The 26228-nt window shown below is 61.5% G+C and carries 28 protein-coding genes and 2 pseudogenes; 9 read left to right on the forward strand and 21 right to left on the reverse strand.

Annotation, left to right across the window (positions count from 1 at the left end):
- The first annotated feature begins 69 nt into the window (after nt 1-69).
- The 3 genes from ACS4RS_RS17660 (at nt 70) to ACS4RS_RS17670 (ending at nt 2327) form a co-directional block, all read left to right on the forward strand.
- On the forward strand, nt 70-1251 hold the full coding sequence (locus ACS4RS_RS17660; RefSeq protein WP_439009929.1) for a hypothetical protein: 1182 nt from the start codon (nt 70-72) through the stop codon (nt 1249-1251).
- Nucleotides 1252-1477: 226 nt separating this feature from the next.
- Nucleotides 1478-1840 carry a metalloregulator ArsR/SmtB family transcription factor gene (locus ACS4RS_RS17665; protein ID WP_439009928.1) on the forward strand — a complete coding sequence of 121 codons (363 nt, stop codon included), beginning with the start codon at nt 1478-1480 and terminating at the stop codon, nt 1838-1840.
- Between the two features lies 1 nt (nt 1841).
- Nucleotides 1842-2327, forward strand: a complete 486-nt coding sequence (locus tag ACS4RS_RS17670; RefSeq protein ID WP_439009927.1) for an SRPBCC domain-containing protein — start codon at nt 1842-1844, stop codon at nt 2325-2327.
- A 110-nt stretch (nt 2328-2437) separates the two neighbouring features.
- On the opposite strand, the gene ACS4RS_RS17675 is transcribed toward ACS4RS_RS17670, so the two are convergent.
- The 4 genes from ACS4RS_RS17675 to ACS4RS_RS17690 form a co-directional block, all read right to left on the reverse strand.
- Nucleotides 2438-2671: a BolA/IbaG family iron-sulfur metabolism protein gene (locus ACS4RS_RS17675; RefSeq protein WP_003540079.1), complete on the reverse strand. Its 234-nt coding sequence runs from the start codon at nt 2669-2671 to the stop codon at nt 2438-2440.
- 19 nt (nt 2672-2690) lie between these two features.
- Complete coding sequence (gene purL / locus ACS4RS_RS17680) at nt 2691-4922, reverse strand: phosphoribosylformylglycinamidine synthase subunit PurL (protein WP_439009926.1); 2232 nt, start codon at nt 4920-4922, stop codon at nt 2691-2693.
- Nucleotides 4923-5042: 120 nt separating this feature from the next.
- Nucleotides 5043-5621, reverse strand: coding sequence for an acyloxyacyl hydrolase (locus ACS4RS_RS17685; RefSeq protein WP_439009925.1), 579 nt, complete (start codon nt 5619-5621; stop codon nt 5043-5045).
- A gap of 122 nt (nt 5622-5743) precedes the next feature.
- Entirely contained in the window at nt 5744-7162 is a 1419-nt protein-coding gene (locus ACS4RS_RS17690; RefSeq protein WP_449313760.1) for an aminotransferase-like domain-containing protein, read from the reverse strand.
- A gap of 81 nt (nt 7163-7243) precedes the next feature.
- On the opposite strand from ACS4RS_RS17690, the gene ACS4RS_RS17695 reads away from it, so the two are divergent.
- Complete coding sequence (locus ACS4RS_RS17695) at nt 7244-7501, forward strand: DUF1127 domain-containing protein (RefSeq protein ID WP_439009923.1); 258 nt, start codon at nt 7244-7246, stop codon at nt 7499-7501.
- Between the two features lie 24 nt (nt 7502-7525).
- Here ACS4RS_RS17695 and ACS4RS_RS17700 read toward each other — a convergent pair whose 3' ends face one another.
- The 7 genes and pseudogenes from ACS4RS_RS17700 to ACS4RS_RS17730 all read right to left on the reverse strand — a co-directional run bounded on the left by ACS4RS_RS17700 (nt 7526) and on the right by ACS4RS_RS17730 (nt 13409).
- Nucleotides 7526-7924, reverse strand: a complete 399-nt coding sequence (locus tag ACS4RS_RS17700) for a hypothetical protein (protein WP_439009922.1) — start codon at nt 7922-7924, stop codon at nt 7526-7528.
- A gap of 31 nt (nt 7925-7955) precedes the next feature.
- Nucleotides 7956-8627, reverse strand: coding sequence for a phosphoribosylformylglycinamidine synthase subunit PurQ (purQ, locus tag ACS4RS_RS17705; RefSeq protein WP_439009921.1), 672 nt, complete (start codon nt 8625-8627; stop codon nt 7956-7958).
- Nucleotides 8624-9178, reverse strand: a complete 555-nt coding sequence (locus ACS4RS_RS17710) for an RNA 2'-phosphotransferase (RefSeq protein ID WP_439009920.1) — start codon at nt 9176-9178, stop codon at nt 8624-8626. Before ACS4RS_RS17710 ends, purQ begins: the two co-directional genes overlap by 4 nt.
- A 44-nt stretch (nt 9179-9222) precedes the next feature.
- On the reverse strand, nt 9223-9465 hold the full coding sequence (gene purS, locus ACS4RS_RS17715; RefSeq protein WP_003568928.1) for a phosphoribosylformylglycinamidine synthase subunit PurS: 243 nt from the start codon (nt 9463-9465) through the stop codon (nt 9223-9225).
- 15 nt (nt 9466-9480) lie between these two features.
- Nucleotides 9481-10245, reverse strand: coding sequence for a phosphoribosylaminoimidazolesuccinocarboxamide synthase (gene purC / locus ACS4RS_RS17720; protein WP_003568927.1), 765 nt, complete (start codon nt 10243-10245; stop codon nt 9481-9483).
- Nucleotides 10246-10474: 229 nt separating this feature from the next.
- Nucleotides 10475-12758, reverse strand: a pseudogene (locus ACS4RS_RS17725) (putative bifunctional diguanylate cyclase/phosphodiesterase).
- A gap of 96 nt (nt 12759-12854) precedes the next feature.
- Nucleotides 12855-13409, reverse strand: a complete 555-nt coding sequence (locus tag ACS4RS_RS17730) for an alpha/beta hydrolase (RefSeq protein WP_439009918.1) — start codon at nt 13407-13409, stop codon at nt 12855-12857.
- Between the two features lie 177 nt (nt 13410-13586).
- Between ACS4RS_RS17730 and ACS4RS_RS17735 the strand changes: the two genes are divergently transcribed.
- The 3 genes from ACS4RS_RS17735 to ACS4RS_RS17745 all read left to right on the forward strand — a co-directional run bounded on the left by ACS4RS_RS17735 (nt 13587) and on the right by ACS4RS_RS17745 (nt 15513).
- Entirely contained in the window at nt 13587-14390 is an 804-nt protein-coding gene (locus tag ACS4RS_RS17735; protein ID WP_003586249.1) for a DUF2189 domain-containing protein, read from the forward strand.
- Nucleotides 14391-14508: 118 nt separating this feature from the next.
- Entirely contained in the window at nt 14509-14988 is a 480-nt protein-coding gene (locus ACS4RS_RS17740; RefSeq protein ID WP_439009917.1) for a low affinity iron permease family protein, read from the forward strand.
- Between the two features lie 111 nt (nt 14989-15099).
- Entirely contained in the window at nt 15100-15513 is a 414-nt protein-coding gene (locus tag ACS4RS_RS17745; protein ID WP_439009916.1) for a hypothetical protein, read from the forward strand.
- A gap of 248 nt (nt 15514-15761) precedes the next feature.
- Here the strand turns inward: ACS4RS_RS17745 and purB are convergent, their stop codons facing one another.
- From purB to ACS4RS_RS17770, 5 genes are all read right to left on the reverse strand, one after another.
- Nucleotides 15762-17069, reverse strand: coding sequence for an adenylosuccinate lyase (purB, locus tag ACS4RS_RS17750; protein WP_439009915.1), 1308 nt, complete (start codon nt 17067-17069; stop codon nt 15762-15764).
- 124 nt (nt 17070-17193) lie between these two features.
- Nucleotides 17194-17679: a hypothetical protein gene (locus tag ACS4RS_RS17755; RefSeq protein WP_439009914.1), complete on the reverse strand. Its 486-nt coding sequence runs from the start codon at nt 17677-17679 to the stop codon at nt 17194-17196.
- 77 nt (nt 17680-17756) lie between these two features.
- Nucleotides 17757-18473: a DUF2259 domain-containing protein gene (locus ACS4RS_RS17760; RefSeq protein ID WP_439009913.1), complete on the reverse strand. Its 717-nt coding sequence runs from the start codon at nt 18471-18473 to the stop codon at nt 17757-17759.
- Nucleotides 18470-19147, reverse strand: a complete 678-nt coding sequence (rpe, locus tag ACS4RS_RS17765; RefSeq protein ID WP_439009912.1) for a ribulose-phosphate 3-epimerase — start codon at nt 19145-19147, stop codon at nt 18470-18472. Before rpe ends, ACS4RS_RS17760 begins: the two co-directional genes overlap by 4 nt.
- Nucleotides 19148-19213: 66 nt before the next feature.
- Complete coding sequence (locus ACS4RS_RS17770; protein WP_449313761.1) at nt 19214-20296, reverse strand: ABC transporter substrate-binding protein; 1083 nt, start codon at nt 20294-20296, stop codon at nt 19214-19216.
- Between the two features lie 183 nt (nt 20297-20479).
- On the opposite strand from ACS4RS_RS17770, the gene ACS4RS_RS17775 reads away from it, so the two are divergent.
- Entirely contained in the window at nt 20480-20974 is a 495-nt protein-coding gene (locus ACS4RS_RS17775) for a flavin reductase (protein ID WP_439009911.1), read from the forward strand.
- A 21-nt stretch (nt 20975-20995) separates the two neighbouring features.
- The gene (locus tag ACS4RS_RS17780) at nt 20996-21316 is read left to right on the forward strand and encodes a TfoX/Sxy family protein (protein ID WP_439009910.1); all 321 of its coding nucleotides are present in this window, start codon (nt 20996-20998) and stop codon (nt 21314-21316) included.
- On the opposite strand, the gene ACS4RS_RS17785 is transcribed toward ACS4RS_RS17780, so the two are convergent.
- The 5 genes and pseudogenes from ACS4RS_RS17785 to ACS4RS_RS17805 all read right to left on the reverse strand — a co-directional run.
- Complete coding sequence (locus tag ACS4RS_RS17785; RefSeq protein ID WP_439009909.1) at nt 21286-21735, reverse strand: NUDIX domain-containing protein; 450 nt, start codon at nt 21733-21735, stop codon at nt 21286-21288. The genes ACS4RS_RS17780 and ACS4RS_RS17785 overlap by 31 nt on opposite strands.
- 7 nt (nt 21736-21742) lie before the next feature.
- Nucleotides 21743-23260, reverse strand: a complete 1518-nt coding sequence (locus tag ACS4RS_RS17790; protein ID WP_439009908.1) for a DEAD/DEAH box helicase — start codon at nt 23258-23260, stop codon at nt 21743-21745.
- A gap of 157 nt (nt 23261-23417) precedes the next feature.
- Complete coding sequence (locus ACS4RS_RS17795) at nt 23418-24737, reverse strand: peptidoglycan DD-metalloendopeptidase family protein (protein WP_439009907.1); 1320 nt, start codon at nt 24735-24737, stop codon at nt 23418-23420.
- Nucleotides 24738-24843: 106 nt separating this feature from the next.
- A complete protein-coding gene (locus ACS4RS_RS17800; protein ID WP_439009906.1) occupies nt 24844-25671 on the reverse strand; it encodes a ferritin-like domain-containing protein in 828 nt (275 codons plus the stop codon).
- Between the two features lies 1 nt (nt 25672).
- Nucleotides 25673-26140, reverse strand: a pseudogene (locus ACS4RS_RS17805) (peroxiredoxin); the annotation flags it as partial.
- Nucleotides 26141-26228: the final 88 nt, after the last annotated feature.

A 26228-nucleotide genomic window follows, 5' to 3' on the forward strand; every position in this document is an offset into this window, starting at 1 on the left:
TGCCGATATTTGCGGTGGAGCAATCGGATCGCAACAACATGCCGGTCATTTGCCCGGCTGGAAGGTGGAATGAAACTGGTCGAGACGCGGGTCGTCGTGCATTTCCCCGGCTTCGAGCCGCTCGACGGCGCAGCCCACAGGGCGCGCTACGAGCGTTCTGCCAAACAGAGCGCTGCTGTCTGGGGCTATTCGCTTGAGGTGGGGGCGGCGCCTGCTGCGGGAAACGATCCGCTCAGTTTTGAGGTCACGACGGGGCGTGGCGAAGCGGCGCCGGCGGCAGCCGGTTTCCCGGGCTGGCAGACGAAGAGCCGGATCCACATGATCGATCACGACGTGTTGGTAAGCCGGTTGCGCAGCGGCAATACGCTGAGCCAGATCATCGCGGGCTTCCGCAGTTGCGCCCAGATCATGCTGGATGGCGGCATGCGCGGATATTTCCGCCACGCCTGGCGCTTCGGCCTGTTTTTCCTCTTCCCGTTCCTGCTGACGGCGCTGGCGATCGCGCTGACGGCGCTGATCGCCAGCTTGCCCTATAGTCTCGGCTTTGCTCCCTGGCATATGCTCTGGAGTTGGCCGTTGGCGCTCTGCTTCTTCATCTTCGCCTTTCTGCCGTTTTCCGAACGCTTTCATACGCTGCATCTCTTCGCCGATTGGAAAATGGCAGTTGCGCTCGGCCGCATGGACCGGGCCGATTTCAACGACTGGCTGGAAGATCGGGCCGCTGTCGTGCGCAAGGCGCTAGCTGAGCAGGCGGACGAACATGTGATCTCCTCGCACAGCATGGGATCGAGCGTTGCCGCCCATGTCATCGGCATATTGCTCGAACGGGAGCCGGAGATCTTCAAGGGCAAGCGCGTGGTGTTCGCCACCCTCGGCAGCGCCATCCTGCAATGTGCGCTGTTGTCATCGGCAGCGCAGCTTCGCGCCCGCGTCGGCCTGATCGCCCGTTGTCCCGAAATTTCCTGGCTCGACGTGCAGTGCCTGACGGATTCGATCAATTTCTACAAGGTGCCGGTGGTTGCCGTTGCCGGCCATGCCGATGCACCTCCGGCGAAGATGATCCAGATTCGCGTCAAGCAGATGCTGACGCGCGAGCGCTACCGCAGGATCCGCAAGGATCAGCTGCGTGTCCACCGGCAATATGTGCTTGGGCCCGATCTGCCGGCGCCGTTTGATTTCACGCTGCTGACATCAGGGCCGATGCCGGCATCGGTCTTTGCCAGCCCCGATCAAAAGCGAATGCCCAACTGAGGGGGCCGGCCCGTAACTCAAATGTAGAATCCCTTCCGTCGCAAATCCCTGTCGCGAAACTGCCACTTTTGCGAGCTTTTTTTGCGACAGGGATTGAAGGGAAAGTGCTGCGCCGGCCGTTTGTCGCGGAAGTTAGAATTCGTGCGACAAACAAAGTGCGAACAAGCTTCTTATCCCTCGCTCAAAGCGTACCAGTCAAAAAAAGGTAGCCGTACGGATATCTATCTTGACCGATCCATTCGCTCCCAGTACATATAGCCATATGGATACCTATGAAGTGAGCTTCCCGAAGATTTTCGGGGCGTTGTCCGACCCGACCCGGCTCGCAGTCGTCGAAAGGCTCTTAGATGGACCTGCCTCGGTGACCGATCTGTCGCGGCCGTTCGATATGGCAGGCCCCTCGTTCCTGAAGCACCTCCGCGTACTCGAAAACGCAGGCGTCATCGCGTCAATCAAGTCCGGGCGCGTCAGGACAGTCAGCCTCGTTCCAGACTCGCTAATGCGGGTGGAGCATTGGGTCCGTCAACACCGCGCCCGGCTTGAGGAACGTTTCGACAGACTTGGCAACTTCCTAGATCTGGAGCAGTAAAGTGACAAAAACGGAACAAGAGCACAGATTAATTACTATCGAGCGCGTTTTTTCTAATTGCGTGGACCACGTCTGGGCGGCGTGGGCGATTCCTGAAAAGAAGAAAGCATGGTTCGGTGAAGGACTGGCGGAATGCGACTTTCGCGAGGGGGGAGCCGAGCGCAGCAGCTTTGTCACGGACATGGGAACCCACACCAACCAGACTTACTATTTCGAGATCAAGGAATCCAAGAGGATCGTGTTTGCCTACTCGATGGCCCTTAACGGTCGTATCCATACGGTGTCGCTGGCGACCGTGCTGTTCTCCGACCATCGCGGCGGGACGAAGCTGACTTATGTGGAACAGTTGTGCGTCATCCCGCCGAGCGACGGGGCTGAAGGGCGGGAACACGGCTGGAGAGCGCTGCTGGATGGGCTGGAAAGCTATTTAGCCGGTGATATCCAAGACGGTTACATCCAAGATAAAGTGCAGCAAACTCCCAATTAAAGCGTAGTTTTGCGACATCGCGAAAACAAGATTCAGCAACAGGGAGTGCACAAATGCTTCAGGCGCGGGGCCAAGCGCCAAACATCGTTTATCAACATAGCGACCAGATTCTACTCCGGCGCCGAGGTCTGTAGCGCCAACGCGTGCAGGACGCCGCCCATATTGCCCTTCAGCGCCTCGTAGACCATCTGGTGCTGCTGCACGCGGCTCTTGCCGCGGAAGGCTTCGGCGACGACTTCCGCGGCGTAGTGATCGCCGTCGCCCGCCAGATCGCGAATCGTCACCTTGGCACCGGGAATCCCAGCCTTGATCATGTCTTCGATATCGCCGGGTTTCATGGCCATGATCATTACTCCTTGCGCATCATTCCGCAGCCAGTTCGCCGCGGCCTTCCATGAAATCAGGGAACCACGATTCATGGGCATCGCGCAATTGCTGAATCGGCAGCGAGATGAGATCGCCGACGGTAAGCGCCGTCCCTCCGACCGTGCCGAGACGGCGGAAGGGAACGCCCGCACCTTCGGCATTGGCGCAGAGGAAATCGGCGACATCGGCCGGGACCGTCAGCACGTAGCGCGCCTGATCCTCACCGAAGAGCAGCGCATGCGGCGCACCCTTGCCTTCGCTGAGATCGATCGCCAGACCCTTGTCCGATGCCATGGCCATTTCGGCAAGCGCGACCGCAAGGCCGCCCGAGGAAATATCGTGGCAGGCGGTGGCCTGGCCGTTGCGGATGACGGAACGGACGAAATCGCCGTTGCGGCGCTCGGCAAACAGATCCACCTCCGGGGCGGGGCCTTCGCGGCTGTCGAGCACATCGCGCAGATAGACCGACTGGCCGAGATGGCTGCCGTCGACGCCGATCATGATCACCTTGTCGCCGTCGTTGGCGGCGCCGATGCGCGCCATCTTGCGCCAATCCGGCAGCAGGCCGACGCCCGCAATCGTCGGGGTCGGCAGGATGGCGACGCCGTTGGTCTCGTTGTAGAGCGAGACATTGCCCGAGACGATCGGGAAATCGAGCGCCCGGCAGGCTTCGCCGATGCCCTTCACCGCCTCGACGAACTGACCCATGATCTCGGGCTTTTCGGGATTGCCGAAGTTCAGATTGTCGGTGGCCGCGAGCGGCTCGGCGCCGGTTGCGGTGATGTTGCGCCAGCATTCGGCGACCGCCTGCTTGCCGCCTTCGAAGGGATCGGCCTCGACATAACGCGGCGTCACGTCGGAGGAGAAGGCAAGCGCCTTGCTCGGATGGCCGTCGACGCGCACGACACCGGCATCGCCGCCCGGGAGCTGCAGCGAGTTGCCCTGGATCAGCGTGTCATATTGCTCATAGACCCAGCGGCGGCTCGACTGGTTGGCGGAGCCGACGAGTTGCAGCAGCGCTTGGCCGTAATCTGCAGGAGCAGCGACGAGATTGGCGGGCAGCGGAGCATGTTTGCCGGACTCGCGCCAGGGCCGATCATATTCCGGCGCCTGGTCGCCCAGATCCTTGATCGGCAGGTTGGCGACTTCCTCGCCCTGATGCATGACGCGGAAGCGCAGGTCATCCGTGGTCTTGCCGACGATGGCGAAATCGAGGCCCCATTTGACGAAGATCGCCTTGGCTTCCTGTTCCTTTTCCGGCTGCAGCACCATGAGCATGCGCTCCTGGCTTTCCGACAGCATCATTTCATAGGCGGTCATGCGCTCTTCGCGCACCGGCACCTTGTCGAGTTCGAGCAGGATGCCGAGATCGCCCTTGGCGCCCATTTCGACGGCCGAGCAGGTGAGGCCAGCCGCACCCATGTCCTGGATGGCGATGACGGCGCCGGTCTGCATCAGCTCGAGGCAGGCTTCGAGCAGGCATTTTTCGGTGAAGGGGTCGCCGACCTGAACGGTCGGGCGCTTTTCCTCGATCGATTCGTCGAATTCGGCCGAGGCCATCGTCGCACCACCAACGCCGTCGCGGCCGGTCTTGGCGCCGAGATAAACGACCGGAAGGCCGACGCCCTTGGCTTCGGAGAGGAAGATGGCGTTGGATTTGGCGATGCCAGCGGCAAACGCGTTGACGAGGATGTTGCCGTTGTAGCGCGCATCGAACTCTACTTCGCCGCCGACCGTCGGCACGCCGAAGGAATTGCCGTAGCCGCCGACGCCGGAGACGACGCCGGAGACGAGGTGACGGGTCTTCGGATGATCCGGCTCGCCGAAGCGCAAGGCGTTCATCGCGGCGATCGGGCGCGCGCCCATGGTGAAGACGTCGCGCAGGATGCCGCCGACGCCGGTCGCAGCCCCCTGGTAAGGCTCGATATAGGAGGGATGGTTGTGGCTTTCCATCTTGAAGACGACGCAATCGCCGTCATCGATATCGACCACGCCGGCATTTTCGCCCGGGCCCTGGATGACGCGCGGCCCCTTGGTCGGCAGCGTCCGCAGCCATTTCTTCGAGGATTTGTAGGAGCAGTGCTCGTTCCACATGGCCGAAAAGATACCGAGCTCGGTAAAAGTCGGTTCGCGGCCGATCAGATCCAGAATGCGCTGATACTCGTCCGGCTTCAGGCCATGGCCCGCAATGAGTTCCGGCGTGATCGGGATGGTGTTTGGAATGGTCATGAGCGGAAAGTCCCTGGCGCGTTTTGCGCTGTCTTTAGCTTATGTAGCGGCGGCGCGCGACAGAAAAAAGCCCACCGTCAACAGAGGGCGGGCAGAAGCTTTTCTCAAAGTGGCAATCGGTCAGAACTTGTAGCCGATCTGCAGCCCGGCGCGTGTCATGCCGTCGTTGGGGCCGTCGCAGAGATTGGCATGCGAGGAGTGGGCGATCTGGGCCATCACGTTCCAATGCGGGGTGAAACGGTAGCCGGCGCCGGCATATTCGTGGAAGAGCACGCGGCAGCCGAGTTCGGGACCGTCATCATCGCCTTCGAGATTGCCGGTATGGATGACGCCGCCGAAGCCGGCTTCGGCAAAAAGCTTCTCGTTGAAATTGACCGTCCAAGTGAAGCCTGTGAAGAATTGGCTGGCCTCGCCGGATCGGCCGATCGAGGTGCCGAGATGAACACGGGGGTGCAACAACTGCTGCTGCAAGCCGGCGGCAGACTCGTAGCCGAAAGGATCGAAAAGCGCGGTGATCTCGGGAAAGACGCCGTCTTCCCTGGAGTGGCCGGATTGCACCGAGGTCGAGAGCCCGAAACGCAGTTCATCGAATATCTGATCGCCGGCATTGGCCGAGCCCGCCGCCAAGGTGCCGGCTATCGCTGCCATTGATGCCGTACTCAAAAAACGCAGCGCGATTCTGGCGAACTCGACCCTCATTTGCTGTCCTTTGATTCGCGTCAGGCGGGAATAACAAAGAGGTAGCATGGGGGTTTGGTCGGTAAAGCGCTGCGAAAAGGCCCCGGCGGTTTTTCCATTTTATGACGTCTATTTGCAACACATCATATTTCACCGTCATAGGCGGAGCCGCCGTTTTCCAACAGTCGGCGCAGGATCATCAGGCCGGAGAGGAGTTCCGGTTCCGACTTGGGCGAGGAGAAGCCGATGCGAACGCGGTGATAGATTTTCTCGCCGCGCGCCGCCTTGAATTCGTCCTCGTCATCGACCAGCACGCCATCGCGGTAAGCGGCGTTCTTGAACGTGCCGGACATCCATGGCTCCGGCAGTTTCAGCCAGAGGAAGGGTGCGTGCGGGTGCGATTCGAAATCGAAGCCCTGCAGTTGCTCGCGGGCGAGCTGGACGCGCCTGGAGAGTTCTTCGACGCTCTGCTTGCGGATTTCGTGCGCCGTGCCGCTTTCGACGAGACGCGCGCAGGTTTCGGCCAGGATGAAGGGCAGGCCGCCGGTGATCATCCTGTGCGTCACCCTGATGCGTTGGGCAAAATGCGGCGGGCAGGCAACCCAGCCGCCGCGCACGCCGGCGGCGACGGATTTCGACAGGCCACTGACGAGGAAGGTGCGATCGGGCGCAAGCGAGGCGATGAGCGGCGTGTCATCGTCGGCCATGCCGCCGTAGAGGTCGTCCTCGATCAGCCAGACGCCGTGCTTCCTGGCGATTGCAGCAATTGCGGCACGCCGTTCATAAGGCATGATCGTCACGGTGGGATTGTGGATGGTCGGCATGAGGAAGGCGAGCTTCGGATGCTGCTGTTGGCAGAGCCGCTCGAAATCTTCCGGGATCACGCCGTCTTCATCGGAATCGACCGTCAGCGTGCGGCGTCCGAGCAGGCGGGCGCTGCGGCTGACCTGCGTGTAGGTGAGGTCCTCGAAGACGATCTTGTCGCCCGGCGCCGAGACGGCGGCGATGACGGCGATCGCCGCCGCGTGGGCGCCGAGTGTCGGCACGATGTTTTCGGCTTCCGGCGTCCAGCCGCTGCGGGCAAGCCAGCGGCGGCCCGCCTCGAACCAGTTGGCCGGGAAACTCCGGGAATAGGAGGAGATTTCGGCAAGATGCTCCTCGCCGATTTCGGAAAGGATGTCCGCTATGATCTTGCCCTGGCCGAGATCGGGAGCGGCGGTTGTGTCGAAACGGATCTTGTTTGCCGGCGCATCCCGCAGGCGCGTGCCGCCGAGTGAAACCGTCAACGGGTCGGCCTGCTCGCCGGGCGGCGTCTCCGAGCGGTTCAGCACATAAGTGCCGCGCCCGACTTCGCCGGCGACCAGACCGCGCTCGTGCACCAGCGCATAGGCGCGGCCGATCGTGCCGATTGTCACGCCGATATCGTAAGCGAGATTGCGTTGTGGCGGCAATTTGCTGCCGACGGGCAGGGCGCCGCTTGAGATAGCGGATTCGATGCTGTCGGCAAGCCGGAGATAGACCGGCCCGGGGCCGCGGGAAAGATCAGGAAGCCAATTTGTCATGGTGACAATTGCCTATATTGTCACATTGTCTCTGTCAAGATTAAGAGTCAATTCCAACGGATAACCGAGAGGATTCCTGGAATGTCTGCCTTGCCTGAGATAAAAATGCCGATTGTACCTATTGTCTCCTACGAGGATAGGAGACAAATCGTCCTTCCCGATGCGCCTGCTGAGGTGACGACGCGCTTGGGCCGGGTCTGGGCGGCGGTGCTTCTCTGGCATCAGAAGCGGGAAGGCCGCCGGGCACTGAGAAACCTCACGGCAAGCGAACTCAAGGATATCGGGGTGTCGCAGTCCGATGCCGCGCGCGAAGTCGGCAAGTCGTTCTTCTGGGACTGACGGTGCGGGAAGCGATTGCCGCGATCAGCTACAGGCCTTGCTGCCGCCGGACCAGCGATTGACGTCGGCGGCGATGCGGCCGGCGATCGGCTCCGACATCATCGGACCGAAGGCCTGGACATGCGACGGGCTTCCCTCGGCCTGCACAACGAGCAGAGGCCGGCTTTCCGGGCTGCCTTTGTGGACGAGCAGGATGCGCGGCCGGCCGGAGAAGGAATTGAGCTCCGGCGCAAGCTTATAGGCGGCAAAAGCCGGATCGCCCGACTTGAACCAGCAGGCATTGGCGCCAAGCGCCACGCGCTCCATCGTCGGCAGCGCGGCGCGGTTCGGACCTGTCGGCGCCGGCGTGGACTGGCAGGCCGCGATCATGGCTGCGAGAGCGGCAGGCAGGGCGGCATTTGCCACGGAAAGGCGAGGGCGCATCGGTCTTGCTCCAGATCCGGATGAGAGGATTTCAGGCGGCAATGACATCGAGCGCCGAGGCGAACAGGCCGCGGCCGTCCGAGCCGCCATGGGCGGCTTCGATCAGGTTTTCGGGATGGGGCATCATGCCGAGCACGTTGCCCTTTTTATTCATTACCGCGGCGATGTCGTTCACCGAACCATTCGGGTTGGTGCCCTCGGCATAGCGGAACACCACCTGTCCATTGCCCTCGATTGCCGCCAGTGTCGCTTCGTCGGCAAAATAATTGCCGTCGTGATGGGCGACCGGGCTGCGGATGATCTGGCCTTGCGCGTAGGCGCGGGTGAAATCCGTCTCGGCATTGACGACTTCGAGCTTGATCTCGCGGCAGACGAATTTCAGCGAGGCATTGCGCATCAGCGCGCCAGGCAGCAGGCCGGCCTCGACGAGGATCTGGAAGCCGTTGCAGACGCCGAGCACCTTCACGCCTTTTTCAGCCTTGTCGATGATCGCCTGCATGACCGGCATACGTGCGGCGATCGCGCCGCAGCGCAGGTAATCGCCATAGGAGAAGCCGCCGGGGATGACGATCAGGTCGACATCGGGGATCTCGGTTTCCGTTTGCCAGATCGTCACAGGTGGCTTGCCGGAAATCTTCGTCAGGGCGGCGATCATATCGCGGTCGCGGTTGAGGCCCGGAAGTTGAACGACGGCTGATTTCATGGGGTCCCCGCGGCTGGCGAAAGGTATTGAACTGGAACGCTTTCGGCGAGCCATACTCCATTGTCGGAGACAAAGAAAGAATGACCCTCTGAAAACATGCGGGCCGCATCCACACGCAGGATGAGATATTCACCCTTGCGGCGCGTTGCGACGATTTTCGCGGTGTCGATATCCGCCGACAGATGAACGTGGTGGCGCTGCATCTTCTTCAAGCCTTCGCGCTCGATCGAATGCCAGTTGGCCGAAGACGTGCCGTGATAAAGAACCGCTGGCGGTTCCACTGGGCTCAACGCGAGATCGACGTCGACGCTATGACCCTGATTGGCGCGAATTCTGTTGTCGGCAAGGATGAAGCGCTTCTTCGGATTGTTTTCGATGATCTCGATAATATCGGCGCGGGAAACGTCGTATTTCGACGTCAGCGCCTTTTCGAGTTCATCGAACGATACCCAGCCTTCGGCATCAAGCGTCAAGCCGGCGGCTTCAGGCGCATGACGCAAAACATAGCTCATATATTTCGAGACTTCCGTCCCCAGCTTTGCCTGCGTCATGACGCCAAATCCTCAAGGTCCGCCGGGCGACGGGTCGGTGATCGTCAGTCGATCGCGATCGCGTAGTTCTCGATGACCGTGTTGGCGAGGAGCTTCTCGCACATGGCTTTGAGGTCGGCCTCGGCCTTGGCCTTGTCGGTGCTTTCCAGTTCCAGGTCGAAGACCTTGCCCTGTCTGATGTGGCCGACGCCCGAGAAGCCGAGGGCGCCGAGCGCGCCTTCGATAGCCTTGCCCTGCGGATCGAGAACGCCGTTTTTCAGCGTGACGGTGACACGAGCCTTGATCACTTTGTCTTTCCTGCCTTACTTGACCAGAACCGGGCCGGTGCCGCGCACAGGCTCGTTTTCATTGATGATGCCGAGACGGCGCGCAACTTCGGAATAGGCTTCGAGCAGCCCGCCGAGATCGCGGCGGAAACGATCCTTGTCCATCTTCTCGTGGGTCTCGATATCCCAGAGCCGGCAGCTGTCCGGTGAGATTTCGTCGGCGAGGATGATGCGCATCAGATCGCCTTCGAAGAGGCGGCCGCATTCGATCTTGAAGTCGACGAGCTGGATACCGACGCCGAGGAAGAGGCCGGTCATGAAGTCGTTGACGCGGATGGCAAGCGCCATGATGTCGTCTAGCTCGGCGGGATTGGCCCAGCCGAAGGCAGTGATGTGCTCTTCGGAGACCATCGGATCGTCGAGCGCGTCTGACTTGTAGTAGAACTCGATGATCGAGCGCGGCAGCACCACGCCTTCATCGATCCCCAGACGCTTGGCAAGCGAACCGGCGGCGACGTTGCGCACGACGATCTCCAGCGGGATCATCTCCACTTCCTTGATCAACTGCTCGCGCATGTTGAGCCGGCGGATGAAATGCGTGGGAATGCCGATCTTGTTCAGATGGCTGAAGATATATTCGGAAATGCGGTTGTTGAGGACGCCCTTGCCGTCGATGACTTCGTGTTTCTTCTTGTTGAAGGCAGTGGCATCGTCCTTGAAGAACTGGATCAAAGTGCCCGGTTCCGGGCCCTCGTACAGAATCTTTGCCTTGCCCTCGTAGATACGGCGGCGACGGTTCATCGTGGTCATTCTCTGTTGTTGGCGCTCTTGGGATAGCGCGAGTGGATCGATCTCGTGGCGTCCCCTTAAAGGAAAAGAGTGAGTTTCACAATCCGCCTATCCCTCCTTCCCCGGTTTCCAGATTTTACGGAATACCGCCAAGAGAATCGAATGAATTCGCAAGACGAGTCTAGCGCCTTTTCCTGTACGGTGAAATGACGGCGAAATGGCGGGCTGCTTATGCAGGTCCTTATTTGGCGGATCTGCTTTGAAGCTCGCGGCGAAGCTGCGTCTGCAGAGCGCGCGCGGCGACCTGGCCGTGGCGCCAGCTGCCGGCGCGGATGAAGGAGGGGATCTGCATGGCCGGCATCGGCCGGGCGAGGGCGTAGCCCTGCAGCGTGTCGCAGTCGAGTTCTTCGAGAATGCGGATATGATCTGAAGTCTCGACACCCTCGGCGATGACAAGGATGTTCAGCGAGCGGCCGATATCGATGATCGAGCCGACGAGTTTGCGCTGCTCGGCCGATTGCGGCAGCAGCCTGATCAGCTCGCGGTCGATCTTCAGCGTCTTCGGGCTCAAGCGCAGGAGGCTGACGATCGAGGCATGTCCGGTACCGAAATCATCGATCTGGATGTCGATGCCGAGCTTGCGCAGCTTTTTCAGGTTGGCGGCGACCGCCTCGTCGCAATCGTCGAGGGAGATCGATTCCAGCAATTCGAAGGCGAAGGTGCCGGGCTGGATCTTCAGGGCGCGGAGCTTTTTGCCGAGATCGGGATCGCCAAGCCGCCGGGCGGAAACGTTGACCGATATCTTCGGGACGGTCAGCCCGTCCTTGATCCAGGCACGGCGATCGGCGATGGCGCGCTCCAGGATCAGGGCGTCGATGGTCGAGACGACGTCGAGATCCTCGGCGATATCGAGGAAACGGCCTGGTGTCAGCAGCCCGTGCACCGGGTGCTGCCAGCGGGCAAGCGTTTCGACGCCGACGACATCAAGCGTGCGGGCATCGAATTGCAGCTGATAGAAGGGCACGAATTCGTTGCGCTCGAGACCGATCAGGATCTCGTCGCCGAGGTGCTTGGCCGAGATGACGTCGCGGCGGGCGGACGCGGAGAAAAATTCGAAACGGTTGCGGCCCAGGCCCTTGGCGCGATAGAGCGCGATATCGGCATCGAGCAGCGTCTGCTTGGCGTCGAGCGTTGGCCCGCTGTCGACGGCGATGCCGATGCTGGCCCCGAAACGGCAGTCGTGCCCCTCATATCTGACCGGTTTGCGCAATTCGCGAATGATACGTTCGGCAAGGCTGGCGATCTTCTTCGACGCGGGATCGACGGTGCAGAGGATGACAAATTCGTCGCCGCCGATGCGGGCGACGAAATCGGCGGCGCGGACGGAATTTCTGAGCACGCTTGCGGCATGCTGCAGCATGGCGTCGCCGGCCCGGTGACCGAGCGTGTCGTTGATCTGCTTGAAGCGGTCGAGATCGATATGCAGGATCGCCAACCCCAGACCCTTGGCCCGGCATTCGGTTGAGCGCTCGTCCAGCATCTTGTCGAGATAGCGGCGGTTCGGCAGGCTGGTGAGATAATCGTGCAGCGCCAGGCGCTCGATGCTTTCCTTGGCGACTTCGAGTTCGCGGTTGTGCGCCTCGGCGAGATCCTTGGCGCGCTGCAGTTCGTTGCGGAGCGCGACCTCCTCGGTGACGTCCCAATTGGCACCGATCAGCTTGCGGTGGCCGTTGCCGTCGACGAAGAAGGCGGAGCGGGCGCGGATGACGCGCTCGGCGCCGTCGCCGCGGATGATGCGGTATTCCTGCTGAAAATCACTGCCGCTTTCGACGCTGCGATCGGACAAGCCCAGCACGCGGTCGCGATCGTCGGGATGCAGGCTTTTCGCCCAGACGTCGCTGGCGATCGGACGCGAGACGCCCTTCAGCCCGTAAATGGCGATGAGACGCTCGTCCCATTCGACGGTATCATTCTCGATATCCGCCTCGAAGACGCCGATGCGGGAAATCTCCAGCGCCAGATCGAGCCGGCGCGACAGGCGCGACAGCGTATCCTCGGCCTCCTTGCGGGCAGTGATATCGGTATCCGTGCCGACGATGCGCGTCGGCACGCCGCTTTCGTCCCATTCCACGCAGGCGCCGCGGCAGTCGATCCACATCCAGTGGCCGTCCCTGTGGCGCTCGCGATATTCGAAGATCTGGAAATCCGGATCGCCGGCATTCTGCCGGTCGATGGCATGGACGACAAAATCGCGATCATCGGGATGGACGAGGGCCAGCCAAGCATCGTAATCGCCGGCGGCCTCCTCGTCGGGCGCCATGCCGCGCATGGTCTTCCACGTCTGCGAATAATACTTCCGGCCGAGACGGTAGTTGTGATCCCAGACGCCGAGGCCGGAGCCGACGAGCGCGTGGTTCCACCGGCTTTCCCGTTCCGCCAGGTCGGTCGTCATCCGCCACGCTGCCGACGCCTGCCTCAGCCGCCGTGGAATCATCGGCCTCTGGATGGGCTTTCTTCACGGGCATTCTCGCTTATTTCATCTCGTCGCAGTTTGCTGTCATTCCATTAAGAAAGACTTAGAAAGCACTTGCTGAATTATCGAGAAGGGCCGGTTTCCTCAATCAGGCAGAGAGCCGGCTGAGGAATTGGGCGAAGACCATGGTGCCCTCGGGCCAGGGACCGTGACCGGAATCGGCATTGATATGCCCTGCCTCGCCGGCATCGACGAGGAAGGAGCCCCAGCTGCTGGCGATATCATCGGCATGTTCGTAGCTGCCGAACGGATCGTTGCGGCTCGCCACGGTGATCGACGGGAAGGGCAGCGGATCTCGCGGGTAGGGGCCGAAGGTCATCAGGTGCTTCGGGCGGATGTCGGGATTGGCGACATCGGGCGGGGCGACGAAGAAGGCGCCGGCCACCGGCTTGCAGAAATGCGGGATGGCGTGGATTGCCGAGGTCACGCCGAGCGAATGGGCGACGAGGATGACCGGGCGAGTCGAGGCGTTTACTTCCTCGGCGATCCGGGCGATCCAGTCCTCGCGGACCGGCTTTGTCCATTCGGCCTGTTCGACGCGCCGCGCCGTGCTGAGCTTTGCCTCCCAGCGGCTCTGCCAGTGGCTCGGGCCGGAATTGGTATAGCCGGGGATGATGAGGATATCTGCGTCTGAGGCTTTCATAGTGCCGCCGATGTGAGAAGGCTCGCTCAGGATGTCAAGAGGGGATGTGAACGGAGAGAGCGACACGGGCGCTTTGGTTTGCTATATTGCTCCAGTGCCGGTTGCGGATTTCGTGTCGGCTTGCCCGCCGATTGCGTGTCCGCCGCCGACCAGGTCTCGGCTGAGGAGGAGAAAGCCATGGCGGCATTTCATGTCATGACGGGTTCTAGCGAAAGTTTCGCGCGACCCGTTGTCAATCGCATCGGTATCGCCGACGTCTTCGACGCGCTGAAGCGCGGTTACGACGATTTCATGGAGAAACCGTCCCACTACGTGTTCCTGTGCCTGATGTACCCGATTGCCGGCGTCTTCCTGACGTTATGGACGTCGGGCGCCAACCTTTTGCCGATGGTCTTTCCGCTGATGGCAGGTTTCGTGCTGATCGGCCCGATCGCAGCGATCGGCCTCTACGAGATCAGCCGCCGGCGCGAAGCCGGCCTCGACAGTTCGTGGACGCATGCGCTCGAGGTACGCCATTCGCCGGCGCTGCCGTCGATCGTCGCAGTCGGCTTGATGCTTTGTGGCATTTTCGTCGTCTGGCTGGTGACGGCGCAGACGCTCTACAGCAATCTGCTGGGCGAAGTGTTTCCGCGCAGCATGGCGGACTTCTTCCGCCAGGTCTTCGGCACGCCCGAGGGCATGCAGCTGATCATCTGGGGTAACCTGATCGGCTTCGTCTTCGCGCTCGTCGTGCTGGCGATATCCGTGATCACCTTTCCGCTGTTGCTCGACCGCGATGTCGGAGCGGTGGCCGCCGTCGTCGCCTCGATCCGCGCGACGATCGCCAATCCGGTGCCGGTGCTGCTCTGGGGCCTGATCGTCGCTGCACTGCTTGTCATCGGCACGATCCCGGTCTTTGCCGGGCTTGCGCTTGTCATTCCCATCCTCGGCCATGCGACCTGGCATCTCTATCGCAAGCTGATTGCGCGGGAGCCCGCGTAATCGAAGGTTTCCGGGGATCGCGAACTCTCGCGATCCCCGGAGGTTAAAGCTTCGCCGATTCCCGGAACCTCGGGACCTCTCGCCGCGTTATTCAGCACCGGCTTGTGGGAGGATTTCGATGAAGCATCTGTTCGCCCGCTTCGCAACCAAGATCTCGGAATGGGCGGGCAAACCCGTCATCTTCATCCTGGCGCTGACAGCCGTCATCATCTGGGCGGCACTCGGCCCCTTCTTCGACTATTCGGAAACCTGGCAGTTGGTCATCAACACCGGCACGACGATCATCACCTTCCTGATGGTCTTCGTGTTGCAAAACGCCCAGACGCGCGACACCAGGGCGATCCAAGCCAAGCTCAACGAAATGATCTTGACGAGCCACGCCGAGAACCGCTTCATCGGCATCGAAAATCTCGACGAGGAGGAGCTGAAGCATCTCGACCAGCTCGTCGCCAAAGCTGCCAAGGGCAGGGGCGAGACGGAGGCTTGCAAGACAACGGAGGCCGCGGAAGCTGCTGTGCCGAAAAAGACGGAGACGCGGAAGCGCCCCGGGGGCGCCAAAACCTCGAAGATGAAACAACGGCCGCTTGAGAAGAGCTGAATTATTAAATAGGATTCGTACGGTAGGCGGGCATTTGAAAGTCTTCGCCCTTTGCTTTTTTCAAAAGACATACATAGCGCTGTAAATCCAGAGTCGTGTTCGGAGGGGAGAATGAGCGAGTCCTTCCTCAGGGAGCCCCAGGTCGAATTGTTTTTTCAGGCCTATTTCGTGGGATTGGCGATTGGGCATCTGCCATTTTGCTTCGAGTTTGGTCTTATTGGGCTGTTCTGGAGGTTTATCTTTTCGCTGCCATTCGTTTTTGTATTGTTTATTTTCTATCGCGTTAAGTATGCCGAAATAAATTCACGGCCAGTTTTGTGGTCCACCATCGTTTTTATTGGAATTTCAGCGTTGATTGCGGTGGCCCTATTTCTGCTGTCGGATATTAGCGTCCAGGATATCACGGTGAGGGAGCTGACATTATTGTCCTTTTTGTTGGTGATTTCCCTGCCTTCGGTTCTGGTTTCATGCATTTACTTCGTGGTGATGATCACGCTGGAATCCAGGAAGCGAAGCGTCGGATAGATCGTCAAGGGAGCAGTCAGGTCGCCAGCAGCCATTGAGACTTGTCGGCTTCTGAGAAGCAGAAAGGTTGGCCACAATGAGATGATGGTAACCATCTCAGATGACCGATTTTTTCCGATCGCACAGTAGTCGCCCTAATCTACTGCACAGCGTCGCTCCAGAAATGCCTGCACGTTCATCGACGACAGAGCATGAACGGCAACGTCTTCCTGGCCGCCGCTTCCATTCTCAGTAGCGCCCCAGACCTCTCACGCTGCCCCAAACACCCGCCGGAAAATCGTATCCACATGTTTGGTATGATAGCCCAGATCGAACTTCTCCCGAATATCCTCTTCGGACAGGGCGGCCCGCACTTCCGCATCCGCCAGCAACTCCTCCAGAAAATCCTTGCCCTGTTCCCAGACCTTCATGGCGTTGCGCTGCACGAGGCGGTAGGCATCCTCGCGGGAGGCGCCGGCCTGGGTCAGCGCCAACAGCACGCGCTGGGAGTGGACGAGGCCACGGAATTTGTTGAGGTTCTTCTCCATGTTCTCGGGGTAGACCAGCAGCTTTTCGATGACGCCGGCGAGACGGGAGAGGGCGAAATCGAGAGTCACGGTGGCGTCGGGGCCGATCATGCGTTCGACGGAGGAGTGGGAGATATCGCGCTCGTGCCAGAGGGCGACGTTTTCCATCGCCGGCATGGCGTAGGAGCGGACCATGCGGGCGAGGCCGGTGAGGTTTTCGGTCAGCACCGGGTTGCGCTTGTGGGGCATGGCCGAGGAGCCCTTCTGGCCGGGCGAGAAATATTCTTCCGCTTCCAGAACCTCGGTGCGCTGCAGGTGGCGGATCTCGGTCGCCAGGCGCTCGATCGACGAGGCGACGACGCCGAGGGTGGCGAAGTACATAGCGTGGCGGTCGCGCGGGATGACCTGGGTCGAGACCGGCTCGGCCTTCAGGCCAAGGGCCTCGGCGACATGTTCCTCGACGCGCGGATCGATATTGGCGAAGGTGCCGACGGCGCCCGAGATGGCGCAGGTCGCGACTTCCTCGCGGGCGGCGACGAGGCGCTGGCGGCAGCGCTCGAATTCGGCATAGGCAAGCGCCAGCTTGACGCCGAAGGTGGTGGGCTCGGCGTGAATGCCGTGCGAACGGCCGATGGTGACGGTGTCCTTATGTTCGAAGGCGCGGATTTTGAGCGCCGCGAGCAGGCGGTCGATATCGGCAATCAGGATATCGGTGGCGCGCACCAGCTGGACGTTGAAGCAGGTGTCGAGCACGTCCGATGAGGTCATGCCCTGGTGGACGAAACGTGCATCGGGGCCGACGATCTCGGCGAGGTGGGTGAGGAAGGCGATGACGTCATGCTTGGTGACCGCCTCGATCTCGTCGATGCGGTCGACGTCGAAGGTGGCCGCACCACCTTTTTCCCAGATCGTCTTTGCCGCCGACTTCGGGATGACGCCGAGTTCGGCCAGCGCGTCGCAGGCATGGGCCTCGATCTCGAACCAGATGCGGAACTTGGTTTCGGGAGACCAGATGGCGACCATTTCGGGCCGGGAATAACGCGGGATCATGGGCGGCTGCCTTCACTTCGAGAGGTTTACTTCGATTTGTCTTTGCGCAATTGCTGACGCAAAACCGCTGCGCACTTTTGCTAGAATTGCTTCAGCGCCCCTGTAGCAAAGACGGGCGGCAATCTCAACGCATGCGTTTGGCAAGATAATAGCTGCTGACGACAAGGCAGACGAGACCGAGCGGCAGGAAAAGGCGCAGGCCGATCACCAGGAACTGGTAGACGGCGCTGATGCTGGTGAAGACGAACTGAAAAACCCAGACGACGCTGCCGAAAGGTGCGTGCCAGCGCGAATAGAAGAGCCGGTATTCCATGGCGAAGAGGAAGGCGGTCATTGCGATCGTCGCCGCCGTCAGCGTCACGAAGAAGGCGGCAAACCGCGCTTCCGGCGGCCTGTCATAGGCAAAGAAGCGGGCGACCGGCAGGGCGAAGGGCCAGGCAAACAGGCCGCCGGCGAAATAGAGCATGGCGACTTCGGCAAGCCGGCTCGTCTGCAGTCCGTTGCGCAGATAAAGGCCGAGCATGGCGGAGGCGAGCATCTGCGTGCCCCAGAACAATGCGCCGGCAATCAGATCGGGGTAGGGCGGCTGCGCGGCTCTGAGACGATCCATCTTCGGGCGATCTGTCTTAGAGCGATCCGTCCTGGGGCGATCCGGGCTCGGGCCATCCATCCTTGGGCGATCCGGCTTCAGGGATGAACCGGAACGGCGATCCAGCGTCCGTTCCTGTCCGCGTCGAAAGCCAGGACAAGGGCGATGTGAACCTGGTTTCCGGCCTCCGGCTGATAGACCACCGCGCCGCCGATCCGGTATTCCACAGAACAGGCGCGCTCGGCCGGAACCGTCGTCGCTTGCCGCGCCGCCTGGCGGTTCGGAGCACCTTGTTTCTCGATCATCTGCAGGCTGAAGCCGAGCACCCGCTTGTCGACTGCTGCGCAATCCTTCGGCGTCGGCACCGGTATCTCACCGAGCGACAGCGTATAGGGCGATTTCGCCGGGCCATCGGTCGCAAGCGTGGTGTAGCGAATGGTCTTTGCGGGAGAACCGAGTTCGGTCGGCGGATTGAAGGCGGCTATCAGGCCCGGATTTGTGAGCAGATCGTATTTGTCCATCTGGCTGCGCGCCGCCGTCAGGTTCTGCCGCCGCGCCTTGGAAAGATTAGCGTCCTTCTCAGTCATCTCCGTGCGGAAGGGCGTGCCCTCGAGATACCGGCCGTTTTCGGTATCGATGAAATAGGTGTTGGAGTAGGGGGCGCCGGCTTCCTCCTTGATGCCGAATTCCTGAAATCCGAACACCTTGCCATCGGCGGAAAAGCCGATCGGCTGAATATTGGCGATGTCGCCTGCCAGTGACAGACCGGGCAATGCGGCGGCAAGCATGCCGCCGATGAGTAGACGCTTCATCATGATCGTGCCCCTTCGGCTGCCTGACGCAGATCGGCGATGGTCCGGCGGTAATCCTCGACCGTCGCGCCTTTGAAAATCGCCGAGCCGGCGACGAGGACATTTCCGCCGGCGCGCGCGATTGCCGGCACCGTTTCCACCGTGACGCCGCCATCGACTTCGAGTTCGATCGGCCGGTCACCGATCAGCGACTTCGCGGCCGCGATCTTGGCAGCCATCGCCGGAATGAACTTCTGCCCGCCAAAGCCGGGGTTGACCGACATGATCAGGATGAGATCGACATCGTCGAGCACGTTTTCAATGACGCTCAGCGGTGTGGCAGGATTGAGCGTCACCCCGACCTTCTTGCCGAGATTGCGGATGGTCTGCAGCGAGCGGTGCAGATGCGGCCCCGCTTCCGCATGGACGGTGATGCGGTCGCAGCCGGCCTTGGCGAAGGCTTCGAGATAGTCGTCGACCGGCGAGATCATTAGGTGGCAGTCGAAGGTGGCGGTGGTGTAGGAGCGCAGCGATCTGATGACATCGGGACCGAAGGAGATGTTCGGCACGAAGTGCCCGTCCATCACGTCGAGATGGATCCAGTCGGCGCCGGCGGTCGTGACGTTGCGCACCTCCTCGCCGAGCCTGGCGAAATCCGCCGCGAGGATCGAGGGGGCAATGCGAATGGGCAGCGTCATCAAGTTTTACTCCCTGTGGGCCGCCGTTTGAGCGCGGCGCCCGATTTCAAGACTGGCGGCCGCCGCTTATTGCGTCGGCGCACCAGGTGGAAAAAAGCCATTGCCCCGCCATTCGAGCAGGCGGTAGGGATTTTGGGCAAGTTCGTGCGCGGCAGTAAAGGCGATGGCGCCGACCGGCGTCTGGAATGTCGTGCCGACAAGCGTCTCCTCCAGCGGCTTGCCCGCTGCGGCCGCGGCTTCCGCCGCTTGGCCGGCGATTAGCGCTGCCGCGAGCGACGGCAGGACATAGCCTTCCGGCTCGATGCCTTTGGCGCTGAGCGCCTCGGCTGCCGCCGTGCCTTCCGGCAGAACGGCATATTCCGGCAGGGCGACGGCGCGCACGCCGGGGTCAAGCGGCAGCGGCTGGTCGGCAGCGCGCATGGCATCGCCGCCCAGGATGGAAAGCGGAATGTTTTCCGCCTTGGCATCGCGGGCGATGACGGCGACATCGTTGCGGTCGCCGCCGACGAAGACCCTGGTTGCGCCGGCGCGTTTCAGGCGGCGGACCAGGGCAATCTGCTGCTCCTGTCCCGGCCGGTAAATATCGGTAAAGACCGGCTTCAGGCCGTTCTGTTCCAGCGCGTTGCGCACCGCTTCGGTCAGTTCGCGGCCATGGATGGTGCCGTCCTCGATCAGCGCGATCGGATCGGCGGCCCAGTCCTTCAGGATCACTTCGTTGATCTTTGCCGCTTCGGCGCCCTCGGCGGGTGCCAGACGAAAGAGCGGCCAGCCGTTCTTCAGCGCATCCTCCATCAGGATGCGGGAGCGCGCCGAGATGGTCATCGCGGGAATGCCCGCGTCTTTCATCTTCGGCAGCGCGCCTTCCAGCGTCTCGCTGCAGAGAAAGCCGACCGCGACCTGCACCTTGGCAGCGACCAGCGCATCGGCAACCGCAGCTCCGCTATTGTCCTCGCAGGTCTCGTTGATGGCGACGAGGGTGTTTCCGGATTGCTGGATTTCGAAACCGGCGCCGGCGGCAATCTGAGCGCCAAGCAAAGCGAGTGCACCGTTCTGAGGGGCGACGACGCCGATCGTCACGCCGGCCGCATGGCCTTGCGCCGCCGCTCCCAGCAGCACCAGACAGGCTGCTATGCCACGCAGGTTGATCATGAAAGGCGGAGATCCCCTAGCCATCGTCCATGCCCTTTTATCCGCAAGGCTGCGATCGTCAAAGAAAAACACGCGTGAAGCAGTGCTTTTCACCGGTCCTATTGTAGAAAAGGTAACCGATGCTCGCCATATTGGCGCGATAACAAGTCGAACCATGGATCAAAGCGCGTACGGGAGAAGCAGGTGTTGAACAGGCAGCATATCGACCCCGGCCTTTATCGAGACGCCATGAGCCGTTATGCGGGCCATGTGCAGCTCGTGACGACGGCGATGGGCGAGTTGCGCCGCGGCGTCACCATCACCGCCGCCTGCTCGGTCTCGGACAATCCGGCCTCGGTGCTGATTTGCCTCAACAACAACAATCCGAAGAACGAGATCTTTTTCCGCAGCGGCGTCTTCGTGCTGAACACGCTCGGCGCTCATCATCAGGGCATTGCCGACGCCTTTTCCGGACGGACGGCGCTTGCCGATAGCGAGCGTTTCGCAAGCGCCCGTTTCGAGACGCTGGTCACCGGCGCGCCTGTGATGGCCGATGCGCTGGCTGCTTTCGATTGCCGAGTGACCGACATCAAGGAAATGCCGACGCACAATGTCATCTTCGGCGAGGTCGCGGCTGTGCGTTTCAGCGAAAAGCATCCGGCGCTCATCTATATGAACCGGGATTATCACGCGCTATGATGGATCTCGAGGGAATAGCGAATGGACAATGCCGGCATCGAGGAAATGTTTCAGGGGCTCGGCCCGGTCACGGTCAAGCGCATGTTCGGCGGCAAGGGCATCTATCATCTCGGGCGCATCATCGCGCTCGAAGTGCGCGACGAGATGCTTTTGAAGGCCGATGAGACAAGCGCCCCGGAATTTGCCGCCGCCGGCGCCACGCAATGGAGCTACGAGGGCAAGAAGGGCAAACCGGTGAAGATGCCCTACTGGTCTATCCCCGATGAGGCTTATGACGATCCCGATCTGATGGCGAAGTGGGTGCGGCTTGCCTATGAGGCGTCGCTGAGGGCCGATAGCTGACTTGATTCGGCTGAGGGCAGGGCTGCTATCGCCGCCTTGGTGAAGGCCGAGAGCGGTTCCGGCAAATCCGTGAGCGGAAACCAGCCGAAATCGGAAAGCTTGTCCGGTTCGGTCAGTTGCGGCTCGCCGTCGACGTCGCGGGCGAGATAGAGAAGTGAAATCCAGTGCTGGCGGTCGGTATCGATGATCTGTTCGGTCACGGCGATCCGCTCGATCCGGCCGATCTTCAGGCCGGTTTCTTCCTCGGCCTCGCGGCGCGCGGCTTGCTCGGCCGGTTCCATATGATCGACCTTGCCGCCGACGATATTCCAGTAGCCGGCTTCCGGTGGGCGCACGCGTTTATAAAGAAGAATTTTGGCGTCGCGCAGAATGACCAGACCGACGCCGAAGCCCGGAAAATCGAGACCGGGCCTGCCCATTGGCTGCTCAGGCCTTGGCGCTGCCAGCGATCAGCATGAAGGCGGGGATATCGTCGCCGAAGCCGATCGGGGTCGGGCCGTCATCATGGTCGCGATGGCGTCGGCGGTCGCGGCTGTCATCGTTTGCCGGATAAGGCCGGCTGTTGCGCGCATTGTTTTGCGGCTTCTGCTCTGCTTTGCGCTCGTTCTTCACGATGTCGGCCTTTACTGGTGCTGCCTGGATCACTTGGACGTCATTATCCTGTATGTCGTTATCAGATTTATGAACCGACGCGCTACGGTTGCCGCGTCCGCGACCACGGTCCCGCTCGCCGCGTTCACCCTTTGCGCCACGCTCCCGGCTGTTGCGCCGCGGGCGCTCGCTGTCGGCACTTTCTTCTGCCGGCGGCAGGGAATTCACATCGCCGCTCAGCCATTCGACCTTTTCGCCGATCAGCTTTTCGATCGCATCGACGAATTTGCCGTCGCGCTTGGTGACGAGCGTGAAGGAGGCACCTGAGCGGCCGGCACGGCCGGTGCGGCCGATGCGGTGGACGTAATCCTCGGAATGGATCGGCACGTCGAAATTGAAGACGTGGCTGACATCGGGAATGTCGAGGCCGCGGGCTGCGACGTCTGAGGCAACGAGCAGTTGCAGATTGCCGTCACGGAAGCTCTGCAGCGTCATCGTGCGGGAGCGCTGATCCATGTCGCCATGCAGCGCGCCGACGGAGAAGCCGTGGCGCTCCAGCGACCGGAAGAGATCGGCAACATCCTTCTTGCGATTGCAGAAGATGATGGCGTTCTTGAGCTCCGTCTGGGCGCGGACGAGTTCACGCAGAACCGCGCGCTTCTCGTAGTCCTTGCTGTGGGAAGCGACGAAGCGCTGCGTCACGGTCTTCGCGGCCGATGCCGGCTTCGCCACTTCGATGCGCTCGGGATTTTGCAGGAAGCGGTCGGCGAGCTTCTGGATCTCAGGCGGCATGGTTGCAGAAAAGAATAGCGTCTGGCGGGTGAACGGGATCATCTTGGCGATGCGCTCGATATCGGGAATGAAGCCCATGTCGAGCATGCGGTCGGCCTCGTCGATGACGAGGATCTCGACGCCGCTCATCAACAGCTTGCCGCGCTCGAAATGATCGAGCAGGCGACCGGGCGTGCAAATCAGCACGTCTGCGCCGCGCTCGAGCTTGCGATCCTGGTCTTCAAAGGAAACGCCGCCAATCAAAAGGGCGACGTTGAGACGATGGTTCTTGCCGTATTTTTCGAAATTCTCGGCAACCTGAGCGGCGAGTTCGCGCGTCGGCTCGAGAATCAGCGTGCGGGGCATGCGGGCGCGGGCGCGGCCCTTTTCCAGAAGCGAAAGCATCGGCAGAACGAAGGATGCCGTCTTGCCGGTGCCAGTCTGCGCGATGCCGCAAATATCGCGACGCTCGAGCGCAAAGGGAATGGCTCCCGCCTGAATAGGCGTGGGTATCGTGTAGCCCGCGTCGGTAACAGCGGATAGCACTTTTTGGCTCAAGCCAAGGTCAGCGAATGTCGTCAAAGGGAAAACTGTTTCCGTTCCGGTTCGGCCGAGCTCTGAACGAGTCGGCGGGATTGCATGCCGCAATGCAGCGCGACATAGCCCCGAATGGCCGGCAAGTCAAGAAATAGAGAGGCCGCACCCCCTATAGAGTGAAGCGATGGTTACCTGACGGCTGTTACTTGAGATAGGTGGCGAGTTTAAGGCCGGCATTCATGAAATATACTGGATCGACCGCGTGGCCGTCCTGGCGCACTTCATAATGCAGATGCGTCCCCGTCGAGCGGCCGGTGCTGCCGGCAAGGCCGATGACGTCGTTGCGGCTGACCGTATCACCGACCTTGACCAGCACCTGGGACATATGGCCGTAGCGGGTCGAGATGCCGTTGCCGTGATCGACTTCGACCATATTGCCATAACCGCCGGTCCAGCCGGCGGCAATGACTTTGCCCGGCGCCGACGGGCGGATCTTTTCACCCGGCGAGAAGCGGAAATCGATGCCGGAATGGAGCGCGAGGCGGCCGAGGAAAGGGTCGCGGCGATTGCCGAACGGGCTGGTCACGTCCTTGCCGATGGCGGGATTCCGGAAAGGCAGAGATTCGGCGGTGCTGCGCACGGCCTCCAGCCGGGTCAGCGCGCCGTCGAGCGCTGCCAGTGAATTGTTGAAATCATCGTTGCTTTCAGGCTCGACATAGGGGCCGCCGACGGCATCGTCGTCCTGTCTCGCCGCAGTCTCCTCAGGCACCGGAATTTTGAAGCGGGTCAGCACATTGCCGATGGCATTGGCGGCATTGCCGGCGTCGCTCGTCAGCTGTTCGACACGGTTGCGCTGGTCCTGTTCGACACCCTTCAGCGACAGCGTCACATTGGAGAAGATGCGGTCGGCGCGGTCGCCGACCGTCTCGGCGGACGGCACATAGGCAAGTGTCGAATTGTCGGGTGTCGCATCGGCGGGCGCGCCGCTTGCCAGCTGTTTTTCGATCGCCTCGATGCCGCCACCGGTCAGCGAAGCGCGCTTGTCCTTGCCGTCGGGGGCATAGGACTGGGCGGGCGAAGACGGAGCGGGCAGGGCGCCGTCCTTTCCCGTCAGGCCGGAGCTTTCGGCCCGGTCGAGCAGATTGTCGAGCTTGCCATGGCGGGAGGTGAGCGCCATCTGCTGCTCCATCAGCTTGTCGACCTTATCCTCGACCACCTGCTGATCGAGAAGCTGGCGGGAGGTGATGCGGTCGACCTGGGCGCGAAGGGCGGCGATGCGGTCTTCATAATCATGCTGCATGCGGGCTTGCCGCGCCATTGTGGCGCCGATCAGGTCGTCGCGCAACACGAGATAGGAGGTGGCGAGGAGATAGCCGATCGAAAAGACGCCGATGAAGCAGAAGGCGAGAGCGGCCATCCACGGCCGGACCGTCATATGGCGGACCTTGTCGCCGCTTGCTAGGATCAGGATATGTTCCTGCGCCCGCCTGCCGAATACCCGGTGCTGATGTCCGCTGTTCACGCAGGCTCTCCCGATTGATGCACTACGCCTCTTTCGGAAAATTAGACACGTTTATGGTTAACGAATGCTTTCTTTGCCGCTGTCCGTGTAGAAAATGTCAGCGATTTCAGGCATGGCTGATCGATGCCAGCACGCGATAGAAGGACGGTGTCAGCCCGGCCTCGGCTCGGGCGAGATCGTTGAAGGGCGGCTTCAGCGGCCCGCGGAAATTGGCGCGCACCAGCTCCTGGAACGCTCTTGCCGGGTCGCGTTTCTCCCGGGCGCAGAGGAAGCGAAACCATTTGGCGCCGACGGCGACATGGCCTTTCTCATCATTGTAGATGACGTCGAGAACCGCAGCACTTTCGAGATCGCCGGTCTGGCGCATCTTCGCCTGCAGCGACGGCGTGACGTCAAGGCCGCGGGCTTCAAGAATCAGCGGCACGACGGCGAGCCTCGCCGTCAGGTCGTTGCGCGTCGAATGGGCCGCCTGCCAAAGCCCGTCATGGGCGGGAAGATCGCCGTAGTCGGCGCCGAGATCGTTGAGGCGGGCGCGTACCATGCGGAAATGCTTGGCCTCCTCGAAGGCAACCTGCATCCAGCCGTCGAAAAAGGAGATCGGTACCTGTTCGGTGGCGAATCTCGCAACAATATCAAGCGCCAGATCGACGGCATTGAGCTCAATGTGGGCGATAGCATGGAGCAGGGCGATGCGCCCTTTCAGCGTATGCAGCGAGCGCTTTTGCACCTGGGTCGGCGGCGTCAGCAGCGGCCTGTCGGGACGACCGGGCTTCTCCGGCAGGGCCGCATCGAGCGGCGAGCGCAGCGACACCCGGCGGGCGAACCAGCGGGTGGCACTTTCCTGCTCAAGCGCCGTCTTGCGGTCGAGATCGGCGGAGCAGACGGCATCGATTGCGCCTCCGCGCAACGAGGTTATCGCGAGGTCCCCGGTCACGCGACAGATTCCGCACGGCCTCGAGCACGGTTTCGGCATGGCCCTGCACCTTCACCTTCTGCCAGATGGTGGCGATCGTGCCGTCCTGGCGGATGAGGAAGGTGGTGCGCTCGACGCCCATGAAGTTGCGGCCGTACATGCTCTTTTCCTTCCAGACACCGTAGGCCTGCAGCGTCGTCTTTTCCTCGTCCGAGGCCAACGCTACCGAAAGACGGTGCTTCCTGATGAACTTGTCATGGCAGGCGGCCGAATCGGGCGACATGCCGATGACGGCCGCACCCGCGGCATCGAACTCGCTTGCCAGCGCGGTGAAGGCCAACGATTCGGCGGTGCAGCCTGTCGTATCGTCCTTGGGATAAAAGAACAGGACAAGCGGCCTGCCCTGGAATTCGGCCAGCGAAACGCGGCCGCCGCCGTCGCGGGGAAGGTTGAAATCAGGAGCCGTGGCGCCGATGCCGGGAACCGCCATTGGGAAAACCTTTCTTTTGCCGGGTTTGTGGATGACACTTTCTCTTCCCGAATTATATAGTGGACGGAAACCCGTCCAGCATGGCCGG

Source organism: Rhizobium sp. F40D2 (assembly GCF_051810745.2).
Lineage (GTDB): Bacteria > Pseudomonadota > Alphaproteobacteria > Rhizobiales > Rhizobiaceae > Rhizobium.

Bases quoted from the DNA above. Each gene is read 5' to 3' on its own strand.
- ACS4RS_RS17660 (WP_439009929.1), top strand. From the start codon at position 70: ATGAAACTGGTCGAGACGCGGGTCGTCGTGCATTTCCCCGGCTTCGAG.
- ACS4RS_RS17675 (WP_003540079.1), bottom strand. From the start codon at position 2,671: ATGGCCATGAAACCCGGCGATATCGAAGACATGATCAAGGCTGGGATT.
- purL (WP_439009926.1), bottom strand. From the start codon at position 4,922: ATGACCATTCCAAACACCATCCCGATCACGCCGGAACTCATTGCGGGC.
- ACS4RS_RS17685 (WP_439009925.1), bottom strand. From the start codon at position 5,621: ATGAGGGTCGAGTTCGCCAGAATCGCGCTGCGTTTTTTGAGTACGGCA.
- ACS4RS_RS17690 (WP_449313760.1), bottom strand. From the start codon at position 7,162: ATGACAAATTGGCTTCCTGATCTTTCCCGCGGCCCCGGGCCGGTCTAT.
- ACS4RS_RS17695 (WP_439009923.1), top strand. From the start codon at position 7,244: ATGTCTGCCTTGCCTGAGATAAAAATGCCGATTGTACCTATTGTCTCC.
- ACS4RS_RS17700 (WP_439009922.1), bottom strand. From the start codon at position 7,924: ATGCGCCCTCGCCTTTCCGTGGCAAATGCCGCCCTGCCTGCCGCTCTC.
- purQ (WP_439009921.1), bottom strand. From the start codon at position 8,627: ATGAAATCAGCCGTCGTTCAACTTCCGGGCCTCAACCGCGACCGCGAT.
- ACS4RS_RS17710 (WP_439009920.1), bottom strand. From the start codon at position 9,178: ATGACGCAGGCAAAGCTGGGGACGGAAGTCTCGAAATATATGAGCTAT.
- purC (WP_003568927.1), bottom strand. From the start codon at position 10,245: ATGAACCGTCGCCGCCGTATCTACGAGGGCAAGGCAAAGATTCTGTAC.
- ACS4RS_RS17730 (WP_439009918.1), bottom strand. From the start codon at position 13,409: ATGAAAGCCTCAGACGCAGATATCCTCATCATCCCCGGCTATACCAAT.
- ACS4RS_RS17735 (WP_003586249.1), top strand. From the start codon at position 13,587: ATGGCGGCATTTCATGTCATGACGGGTTCTAGCGAAAGTTTCGCGCGA.
- ACS4RS_RS17740 (WP_439009917.1), top strand. From the start codon at position 14,509: ATGAAGCATCTGTTCGCCCGCTTCGCAACCAAGATCTCGGAATGGGCG.
- ACS4RS_RS17745 (WP_439009916.1), top strand. From the start codon at position 15,100: ATGAGCGAGTCCTTCCTCAGGGAGCCCCAGGTCGAATTGTTTTTTCAG.
- purB (WP_439009915.1), bottom strand. From the start codon at position 17,069: ATGATCCCGCGTTATTCCCGGCCCGAAATGGTCGCCATCTGGTCTCCC.
- ACS4RS_RS17755 (WP_439009914.1), bottom strand. From the start codon at position 17,679: ATGGATCGTCTCAGAGCCGCGCAGCCGCCCTACCCCGATCTGATTGCC.
- ACS4RS_RS17760 (WP_439009913.1), bottom strand. From the start codon at position 18,473: ATGATGAAGCGTCTACTCATCGGCGGCATGCTTGCCGCCGCATTGCCC.
- rpe (WP_439009912.1), bottom strand. From the start codon at position 19,147: ATGACGCTGCCCATTCGCATTGCCCCCTCGATCCTCGCGGCGGATTTC.
- ACS4RS_RS17770 (WP_449313761.1), bottom strand. From the start codon at position 20,296: ATGATCAACCTGCGTGGCATAGCAGCCTGTCTGGTGCTGCTGGGAGCG.
- ACS4RS_RS17780 (WP_439009910.1), top strand. From the start codon at position 20,996: ATGGACAATGCCGGCATCGAGGAAATGTTTCAGGGGCTCGGCCCGGTC.
- ACS4RS_RS17785 (WP_439009909.1), bottom strand. From the start codon at position 21,735: ATGGGCAGGCCCGGTCTCGATTTTCCGGGCTTCGGCGTCGGTCTGGTC.